Here is a 7,924-nt window from a genome sequence, read left to right as displayed (position 1 = left end):
CAGAGTCAGGCGGAAGTGCTCCGTTGTAATATACCCGAAGCTCTTCTTTTAATCGCTTGAAGTCTCCTGAGAAGAATTTGCTTATGGCATTCTTTTCCGCATACTTCATGAACTCGGAATACAGGCGTGCAGGGTTTCTGTTGAAGATTGCAGCATCGAAAATTCCAAGGCTAGGATCCGCGAGGAGTTCGACAGCGTAAGGGCCAAGGTCGCCGAGCAGGATGCCGCGCTAAAGGAAGAAACCCGTCGCGAAAGCCGCCGCAAGCAACTGGAAGATTTACTGCCGGAACTGCGCGGGGCGCTCGACAAGCTCCGCAATGGCAACGCGACCTGCGCGAACGACATTTCGGCACTGACAGGCGAAATTGAAACTCTGAAGAAGAAGGCCGACGATATTGCCGCGAAACTCCCGCACAAGAACAAGGCCGAGGCAAACAGGGTCATTACCGAGAAGCAGGCAGCACTCGCCAAGCTGCAGGCCGACTACAAGAGGGCCACAGACGCGTATACCGAATGCAAGGAGAAATTGTCGAGCCTGGAAGGTCAGGTGACGACGCTGCGCGAACAGCTGAAAGACGAGCCGATGCAAGACCTCGAGACGCTGAATCAGAACCGGCAGAAGGTTCACGCCGAGCAGCAGGCATTGACGCAGGCGTGGAAAACCGTTTCGGCAAGGCTAGAACAGAATAAGAAGTCTATCGAGAAAATCCGCCAGATTGCCACAGAACTGGGCGGCCTGTTCAGGAAGTACAAGATGGTGGACAACCTGTCGAACGTGGCCAACGGCGGGCTTTCCGGAGAACGCAAGGTGATGCTCGAGACCCATGTGCAGACGGCCTACTTCGACCGTATCGTGCGCCGCGCGAACATCCGCTTCAGCATCCTTTCGAACGGGCAGTACGAACTGGTGCGCCGCAGCATGGAGCAGAGCGATAACAAGAGTCAGAGCGGGCTTGACCTGAACGTACTCGACCATGCGAGTGGCAAGCAGCGCGAGGCACGCACGCTAAGCGGCGGCGAAAGCTTCCTGGCGTCGCTATCGCTTGCGCTGGGCCTCGCCGACGAGGTACAGAGTTCTGCCGGAGGAATCCAGCTCGACACCCTGTTCGTGGACGAAGGTTTCGGCTCGCTCGACGACGAGACGCTGAGACTTGCGACCAACACGCTGCTGAACCTCGCGGGCGACCGTCGCCTGGTAGGAATAATCAGCCACGTGAACTCCCTCGAGCAAAAGATAGAGAAGAAGATTCACGTGAAAAAAGATGAAAACAAGATCAGCCGCGTGACAATCGAGGTATAGCCCCGCAAGGTCCGCGTAGTTTCGCCGACTAATCCTTGAGGCAGCGGACGGAGACGGCCAGGACACCGTCGTAGCCTTCCTCGCCGCCAACTTCCAGACTAGGCAGCATAAAGTGCTCGCCCGCCGTGCTGGTGGTGTCACCATCAAAGTCTAGCGTGCGTCGCGACGTCGTCCAGAAGGATGTCATCTGCCCCTGGCTGAAACTGGGCACAGACCCGTCTTCTGCAGGAACGTAGGCGTAACCGGCAGGGAGTGCTGCGAAGCTGAAGTCATCTGCACCATTGATGCGCTTGCCATGTTCGTCGGTCCATGCGCCAATCGCCATGAGACGCCTTGCGGCATCCTTCTTGCCACCGGCACCTTCGACCAGCGACCTGAATTCCTCGATACTAGGCAGGTGCCAGCCATCGGGACATGCCGTCTGGGCGGATTCCCAGGTGTACATGCGTCCGTAAGTGGCGCAGTTCTCGGGATTGCCCTCGTAGCAGAAACTCGGCGATGCGTCGTACTTCAGGTTCTCGGCCATCCAGGTCTGGTTACCAATCCTGACGGTCTTGTACATCCTGCCGTCGCGCGAATCCGCCAGCGTTCCACCCTTGACGCAACGAACGAAGTGGTAGTCCTCGGTGCACTGCATCGCCTCGCAATAGTCGGTACCGCCAAAACGGTAATGTCTAAGCGACTTCATTTCGATGTTGCCATTCTCGTCAGGCCAGAGGGGCACTTCCTTCGAGTCCATGGTCCAGTAAGAAGATATCGCATACAGCTCGCCGCCCTCCTCGGAACACTCGCCGTCATAATAGCGACGGGTCAGCGTGGAAAAGTTCAGCCCGTAGGCATCCGTCGGAAAAAAGAAATCCTCGATGTCGGTCTTGTACGAGCGTCCGCCGGTTCCCTCGGACTCGTGAATGGAATAGAAGAATCGCCTGGGCGTCATGGAGAAGTAGTCGTCCATCGTCGCGTTCGCCGACAGTTCCGACCTGAGGTTCATATACTCGGAACGCGTCGGGAGGCGCCATCCGCCAGGACACACGCCCTGCTCGATATCCGATTCCGGATACTCGAAGCCGGCATCGGGCGGAAGCACCAGCTTTTTTGCGGCAGGATTCGCGAACGGGCGGCTATCCGGAGTCCTGTAGCGCAGATCCTGCGACATCCAGGTCTGTCCGCCAATTCTCAAGGTGCCGTAAGTCTGTCCGTCGCGCGGGTCCTTCATCTGTCCCGTCTTGAACTTGCGCGGCGCCTTGACGAATCCCCAGAACTTGACCATGGCCATGCTCACGTCATTCGTCTTCTTGCCAGGATAGATGTCCTGTATCTCGATGATGATCTTGTGCACGTTCTCGAGCGGCTTTTCGAAAGCGACGATGTCGGCGCGGGAATGCTTGTATCCGCCCCACTTGGGCTTGGCGAGCGTGACCGTCTTGATCAGGTTGTTCTTCGTGTTGTCGTAAATCTTGATTGTCTTCGCAAGGGCATTGTTCACGTACGAGGCGGAATCGCGCATGTAGCCGTTATATATCGTGATCATGTCGAGCCGCTGCGCACCGATCGTAAACTCGAGCGTAATGGGCTTTTCCTTGTAGGTAGCCGCCCATACCTGGTAGAACGGGTGCACCTTCTTCTTCATGACCAGGTTCTCGGGCCTGTAAGTGTTCTTGCCCTGATCCAGCAGATTGGCCGACGCCTTGACATCGCTGATGGGAATGGACTCGATTGCAAACGAGAGCGACATTCCTGCAAGGAGGGCTATAAGAAACGACTTCATAGAAATGTTACGGAGACGCTACTCGACCCTTTCCAGGATAATCAGGGCGCGTTCCTGGGTGGAGTTCGGAATGGTGTAGAAATGCTGACCCGCGAACTTGTAGCCGAAATCCTCGGGGTGGAAGGTCTTGAGTTCGTCGGCAACGGCGGGGCCCTTCATGAAGAACACGCGGCCACCCACCTTGAGGGAGTTCGCGATACGCGGAAGCGTCTTTTCCATGAGCTCGAAAGCGCGGCTGATGACACCGTCCACAGGAATAGTCATGCTCCGGCTCGTGACCTTGTGACCGAACACGTCGATCCCCTGCAGGCCCATCTTCTCGATGACCATATTCAGGAAGTTGATGCGGTTCGGGCGCGGTTCGCAGAGCGTGAGGCGGATTCCCGGATTCACGAGCTTGAGAGGAATTCCAGGAAAGCCGGCACCGCTACCGACATCGATCATGCGGGCGGGCCACTTGGGAACGTAGGCGTTGATGAGCGTACAGTCGGCGTAGTGACGCTCCACCATGGTCTCGAACGCGTTGAGGCGCGTGAGGTCCTGGTCGTCATTGTTTGCGCGCAGCAGCTGGTGGAATTCCCATATCTGTTCCAGGGTCTTCGGCTGAAGTTCCACGCCATAGTAATGCAACAGCTTGTCGAGCCCCGCGAGCGAGGGCGTGACGCGCTTGCCGCCGAACAGCGGAAACTCGGTACGGGGCGCCTTGAGGTGCGGCACGAAGTCGCGACCGACGGCGTTCGCCGCGCGAGCGGGCGTCCTGGAAAAGGATTTCTTGGACCAGCTAGAACTTGCCATGTAAACAAAAGTAGCAAAGTGGCGGAATTTTTAGGGGCAACGGTTCACGATTGAGGTGTCCGGGCGTGTCTACTCTAGAGGCTCATGACTACGAGAATTCCATGCATCCGGACAATGCTGCCTGCAGTCCTGACCGGCCTGGGAGTGGCCGCAGCAGAGCCCGCACTGAACGAGGCAAAAGTATTCGAGTGGTGGGACGACGGAATCATAGACGGGGACGAGGCGCGCGAAATCCTGGACCAGCTGGAAACCGGCAATACGCAGGAAGCGTGCCTGCTTGCCACGGTGTACGCACTGGAAAGCTGCGAAGAAGAAAGCGCACCGGCGACGGCAGCAAGGGAACCCGGAATCGCGCCCAGGCTCATGCCACACGGATATGCGGAATGGCAGGGACGGACAGACTCGCTGGGGCACCTGGAAAGCCACCGCACGGAACTCCGCGTGAACTTCTACCGCTACCATCTGCGGCTGGGCACGCAGTCGCTGCTGACCTACCGCAGCGAGGAAGCGACGGCTCACTTCGGGGAAATCTCGACGAAGGAACTGTACAGTCCGGTACCGCTCGACACCCTGTGGGGAACGGCGCTATTCTACACGGCGAGTTTCCCGGCAGGCCGGTTCCGGCTGGGGGCGCTGCTAGACACGGCAGCGACGACTCGGGCAAGCGCTGCGTTCATCCCGGCGCGCGGGACCGAGATCGAGGCGGTATACTGGCACACCGTCGAAGCTGCAGAGGAGCATTCGATCGCTCTGCAGGGTAAAAGCCAGTGGATGAACCTTGCGGCATGGTGGAAAGGCACAAACCCGCTACTAAAAATCCAGCTGCGCTACCATGAAAAGACAGAAATTGCTAAATTCTCGTGGAAAGCAGACGCCTACTGGCATGGCGATTCCCTGCCGCGACAGGCTAACCTGAGCGCAACCGTCGAAAAGACTCGCTTCTGGGGAAGCCAGACCGTCACTACGACTTTCCGCGACAGCTGGAAAAGCAGAGCAAGCGCGAACGCGCGCATCATGATGCCGCTCGAAGGCGATTCTACCAAGGCCCGTTTCAAGGTCACAGCGGAAACGGGACCTGCCGCCCTGCGGGGCGGCGGAAGTGCGACCTGCCTCGAAGCCGCTTCCGGCAGGTCGCGCTGTCGACAAAATGACCTGGCCCTGAAACTCCGCTCGGTGCTGTTGGGTATGGCAGACGGCGGAGGGGGCGCAGAAGGAGGCATCGACGGCGTTTGGAGTATTACCGCCGCCATGCAGATGCGTCACACACGGGGCCAGGGTTTTGGCGACCCCCGAACCGAAGCGGGAATCACCTACAGAGCAGATACGCAGAACCATGTCGGTGCAGCGGTAGTTTTCCCGAAGGGAAAGCCCGACCGCGAGCTCAGGATCCGCAGCGAGGCCGATGTCGGAACGCCGCTACTGCGCCTCTCGCTCGCGGTCACGTTTCGGCGCACCGCCGAAACCCCGCTGCATCCGCTGCACGGGCACCTGAAGATGAGGATGAACTTCTAGATAAGCCGTCCATTTTGATCATAAAGATCTCACCTTTATATTTAACGCATGTTTTGCGTAAAATATACGGCGGCTACAGGATGGTTACTCGGGTAAACAAGTTTTTAATATTCCCCAAGTCTATTACAATCCGGAATATATATCTTTATGATACCCAAACACTCCCTGACGGTCCTAGGTCTACCTCCTTTACCTGGGACCGTCGTTTTTTTATCTTTGAAACATGACCATAGCCGCCATTATCGGGGCAATCGCCTTTTTGCCTTCTATCGCGCTAAATATTGCGCTCGCCTGCGGAGCGCCTCTCGGCAACTACGCCATGAACGCCCGGTACAAGGTGATTCCGCCCGAGGTCCGCAAGGCTTTCATCGTGCCGACCACGATGCAGTTCGTCGCCCTTTTCGTGCTACTTTCGGCAGGACATGTTTTGCCCGAGATTATCCCCTTCATCGTAACGCGCGTCCTCGCATTCTTCTTTGCATTGTACCTGACTTTTTATACCGCGACGGTTCTCTTTAGCACCGCCTACAAGGAACGTACCGTGATGGGAACGTTCGCCGTCGTGACCGCAATCTGTTTCTGGGTAACCGCCTTCGGGACGCTCAACTGGGAGTAAGCCATGGAACAGCAACAGTCCAACGCTCCCAAGCACAACTACCAGCGCGACTTGGATTACATTATCCGCAGGCTGGAACGCACCGGCGAAGTGCCGACGCTTTTGCTGCATGCCTGCTGTGCGCCCTGTAGCAGCTACACCATCGAATACCTGTCGCAGTACTTCAAGATTACGCTCTTCTACTACAATCCGAATATCGCGCCTGACGAGGAATACCGTCACCGCGTCGCAGAAATCAAGCGGTTCGTCGCTGAATTTAGGACAAAGTATCCAGTCACGTTGATCGAGGGCGAATACGACCCGAAAATGTTCTACGATACCGTTCGCGGGCTCGAAAACGAACCCGAAGGAGGCGCACGCTGCCGCAAGTGTTTCGAGCTGCGGCTCGCCGAATCGGCAAGGCTCGCGAAAGAACTGAACTGCGAATACTTCACGACCACGCTCACGATTAGCCCGATGAAAAATGCGCAGGTGCTGAACGAGGTAGTGCAGGAGCAGTGCGATATCTACGGAATCAAGCGCCTACCCAGCGACTTCAAGAAGAAGGGCGGGTACAAGCGTTCTATTCAGCTTTCGGCGGAGTACAATCTGTATAGGCAGAATTACTGCGGATGTGTGTATTCCAAGAGGGACGCGGAGAAGCGCGATTTCGAGGCTCGCGAGGCTACCCCATCTTCTGGCGAAGGCTTTCTAGACGGTTGAGCGCGTCGTAGAGGGTTTCATCCTTCTTGGCGAAATGGAAGCGGATCAGGTGATTCACCGGTTCGCGGAAAAAGCTGGAACCCGGCACTGCGGCAACACCCACTTTTTGCGCGAGGTCGATACAGAACTGGTCATCGGACTTGTAGCCGAATTCGCTGATATCCATCATCACGAAGTACGTGCCCTGCGGCTCGGTGAATTTGAAACCCAGATTGCGCAGGCCGCCGGTGAAGATTTCCTTCATGTGCGTGTAATGCGCTTGCAGTTCTGCGTAGTAATCGTCGCCAAAGTTAAGCGCAGTGAGTGCGGTTTCTTGCAGCGGCGAAGCGGCCCCCACCACTGTGAAATCGTGAATTTTCTTGATGCAGTTCATGATGGGCTCAGCAGCGAGCACATAGCCCAGGCGCCAGCCCGTAATGGAATAGCTCTTGGAAAGGCTAGAACATTCGATGGTGCGCTCGCGCATGCCCGGAAGCGTCGCAATATAAGTATGACGGTGCGGTGCAAACACGATATGTTCGTAGACTTCGTCGGTGATTACATACAAATCATATTTAATGGCGAGGTCGGCGATAATCTGCAGCTCTTTGCGGATAAAGACTTTTCCGCTCGGGTTCGACGGATTGCAAAGTACGAGCGCCTTCACGCCCGGCTGCTTCATGGCATCTTCGAGGACGTTTGCGTCAAAGGTGAAATCGTGCGGATCGAGCGGCACATAAATCGGAGTCGCGCCACTCAGAATCGTATCGGCAGTGTAGTTTTCGTAGAACGGCGAGAAGATGACCACCTTGTCGCCCGGATTGCAGACGGACATCATCGTGATCATCATGGCTTCGGTACTGCCGCAGGTGATGACCATTTCGGTTTGCGGGTCGTAACGCAGTCCGCTGAAATGTTCCTGTTTCTTGGAAAGCGCTTCGCGGAAATTCTGCGCACCAATCGTAATCGCGTACTGATGCGGGCCCGTGTGGGCGACTTCGGCCAGGCGGTCTTGCAAGGCCTTGGGCGGATCAAAATCCGGGAAACCCTGCGACAGATTGATGGCGCCACACGCATAAGCGATGCGCGTCATATGGCGAATGACCGATTCCGTAAAATGTTCCGTACGATTGCTTAAAGGCTTCATATCAAGAAATTTAGAAAAAGACGATTAAAACGCAACAAAATGGGCTCTAGATCCTTCGATTTCGAACCTTACGGTTCTCCACTCAGGATGACACATTCGTGTCAC

8 protein-coding genes are annotated in these 7,924 nt (G+C 56.4%); 4 read left to right on the top strand and 4 right to left on the bottom strand.

Annotation, left to right across the window (positions count from 1 at the left end):
- Window positions 1-526: 526 nt before the first annotated feature.
- Window positions 527-1,300: an SbcC/MukB-like Walker B domain-containing protein gene (locus Q0628_RS04310; RefSeq protein WP_298768494.1), complete on the top strand. Its 774-nt coding sequence runs from the start codon at window positions 527-529 to the stop codon at window positions 1,298-1,300.
- 28 nt (window positions 1,301-1,328) lie between these two features.
- Here Q0628_RS04310 and Q0628_RS04305 read toward each other — a convergent pair whose 3' ends face one another.
- The 3 genes from Q0628_RS04305 to Q0628_RS04295 form a co-directional block, all read right to left on the bottom strand.
- Window positions 1,329-3,068 carry an FISUMP domain-containing protein gene (locus Q0628_RS04305; RefSeq protein WP_298768492.1) on the bottom strand — a complete coding sequence of 580 codons (1,740 nt, stop codon included), beginning with the start codon at window positions 3,066-3,068 and terminating at the stop codon, window positions 1,329-1,331.
- An 18-nt stretch (window positions 3,069-3,086) separates the two neighbouring features.
- Complete coding sequence (gene rsmG / locus Q0628_RS04300; protein ID WP_298768490.1) at window positions 3,087-3,863, bottom strand: 16S rRNA (guanine(527)-N(7))-methyltransferase RsmG; 777 nt, start codon at window positions 3,861-3,863, stop codon at window positions 3,087-3,089.
- 74 nt (window positions 3,864-3,937) lie between these two features.
- Window positions 3,938-4,228 (bottom strand): hypothetical protein, encoded by a 291-nt coding sequence (locus tag Q0628_RS04295; protein WP_298768488.1) that lies wholly within the window; start codon window positions 4,226-4,228, stop codon window positions 3,938-3,940.
- Here Q0628_RS04295 and Q0628_RS04290 point away from each other — a divergent pair.
- The 3 genes from Q0628_RS04290 to Q0628_RS04280 all read left to right on the top strand — a co-directional run bounded on the left by Q0628_RS04290 (window position 4,227) and on the right by Q0628_RS04280 (window position 6,693).
- The gene (locus Q0628_RS04290) at window positions 4,227-5,375 is read left to right on the top strand and encodes a hypothetical protein (RefSeq protein WP_298768486.1); all 1,149 of its coding nucleotides are present in this window, start codon (window positions 4,227-4,229) and stop codon (window positions 5,373-5,375) included. The two genes, Q0628_RS04295 and Q0628_RS04290, sit on opposite strands and share 2 nt — an antisense overlap.
- A 223-nt stretch (window positions 5,376-5,598) precedes the next feature.
- Window positions 5,599-5,991 (top strand): hypothetical protein, encoded by a 393-nt coding sequence (locus Q0628_RS04285; protein WP_298768484.1) that lies wholly within the window; start codon window positions 5,599-5,601, stop codon window positions 5,989-5,991.
- A gap of 3 nt (window positions 5,992-5,994) precedes the next feature.
- Complete coding sequence (locus Q0628_RS04280; RefSeq protein WP_298768482.1) at window positions 5,995-6,693, top strand: epoxyqueuosine reductase QueH; 699 nt, start codon at window positions 5,995-5,997, stop codon at window positions 6,691-6,693.
- Here Q0628_RS04280 and Q0628_RS04275 read toward each other — a convergent pair.
- Window positions 6,656-7,819 carry an aminotransferase class I/II-fold pyridoxal phosphate-dependent enzyme gene (locus Q0628_RS04275; RefSeq protein ID WP_298768481.1) on the bottom strand — a complete coding sequence of 388 codons (1,164 nt, stop codon included), beginning with the start codon at window positions 7,817-7,819 and terminating at the stop codon, window positions 6,656-6,658. The genes Q0628_RS04280 and Q0628_RS04275 overlap by 38 nt on opposite strands.
- Between the last annotated feature and the right edge of the window lie 105 nt (window positions 7,820-7,924).

This window comes from uncultured Fibrobacter sp. (assembly GCF_937877005.1).
Lineage (GTDB): Bacteria > Fibrobacterota > Fibrobacteria > Fibrobacterales > Fibrobacteraceae > Fibrobacter.
Note: the sequence above shows the minus strand (reverse complement) of the source record. Positions and strands in the feature narration are given on the sequence as shown.